Origin of the sequence: Streptomyces boluensis (genome assembly GCF_009908195.1) — a bacterium.
Classification (GTDB): Bacteria; Actinomycetota; Actinomycetes; order Streptomycetales; family Streptomycetaceae; genus Streptomyces; species Streptomyces boluensis.
In genome coordinates, this window is the sequence record NZ_JAAAHS010000745.1 from 1 (window position 1) to 999 (window position 999).

The 999-nt window shown below is 69.7% G+C and carries 2 protein-coding genes; both read right to left on the reverse strand.

The window, feature by feature from the left end; genetic code table 11:
- Nucleotides 1-28 precede the first annotated feature (28 nt).
- Nucleotides 29-325, reverse strand: a complete 297-nt coding sequence (locus tag GUY60_RS37870; protein ID WP_161706026.1) for a twin-arginine translocase TatA/TatE family subunit — start codon at nt 323-325, stop codon at nt 29-31.
- A gap of 48 nt (nt 326-373) precedes the next feature.
- Nucleotides 374-964, reverse strand: coding sequence for a TerD family protein (locus GUY60_RS37875; protein WP_161706027.1), 591 nt, complete (start codon nt 962-964; stop codon nt 374-376).
- Nucleotides 965-999: the final 35 nt, after the last annotated feature.

Consider the following 999-nt stretch of genomic DNA (forward strand, 5'->3'; position numbering starts at 1 on the left):
GGGTTCGGCAGGTTCCTTCGGGGGTCCGTCAGGGGTGTGCGTCCGGCTCGGGGCGGTGGTGCGGTTGGTGATGCGGTCGGGGGACCGGGTCCGTTGGGACGGTCTCGCCGCGGATGACGCGGGGTGGTGCCTGCTGCTCCGGTGCGTGCTCAGGGGCGTGCTCCGGGGTGTCCCGCGTCGCGTTCTCGTACTTCATGGCGCGGGCCTCGGCCTTGAGGATGCGGGCCGACTTGCCTGCGGAGCGGGCGAGTTCGGGGAGTTTCCTCGCGCCGAAGATGAGGATGACGGCGATGAGAAGGATGGCGAGCTCGCTCAGTCCGAACACCGGGTGAGGTCCCTTCGTGGAGGTCGGTGGGGTCGAATGAGTACGTGCCTACAGGTGTGCGGCGATGCTCGGCATCAGGTCCTGGAACGTGCGCCCGGACGCGGGCTCGCCGATGGCCTTGAGCTGCCAACCGCCGTCCCCGCGCTGCACCTTGGCCATGATCTGCGCGGTGTGGTCGCCGCCTCCGGTCAGGGTGTAGCGGGCGAGCTCCTGGCCGGTCTGCTCGTCGACCAGGCGGCAGAACGCGTTCTGTACCTCGGCGAAGGTCTGGCCGGTGAAGGAGTTGACCGTGAAGACGATCCGGTCGACGTGCACCGGGACGCGGGCGAGGTCCACCAGGATCGTCTCGTCGTCGCCGCCCTGACCCGCACCGCCGACCAGGTTGTCGCCGGTGTGCCGCACCGAGCCGTCGTCGCTGACCAGGTGCTGGAAGAAGACCACGTCGACCGGTTCGGAGCCGGCGAACAGCACCGCCGAGGCGTCCAGGTCGATCTCGCCACGCCCCGCGAGCTTCGCGAACAGCCCCTTGCGCGGGGCGGATTGCCAGCCGAGCCCCATCCGTACGGCCGTCAGCGTGCTGCCGTCGGACTTGCTGAGGCTGATCTGCTGGCCCTTGCTGAGATTCACGGGTGCGGACATACGGCGGTCTCCAGGGGGAGGGAGAGGGGGAGGGG

Coding starts and splice junctions, on each gene's coding strand:
- GUY60_RS37875 (WP_161706027.1), bottom strand. CDS start 964: ATGTCCGCACCCGTGAATCTCAGCAAGGGCCAGCAGATCAGCCTCAGC.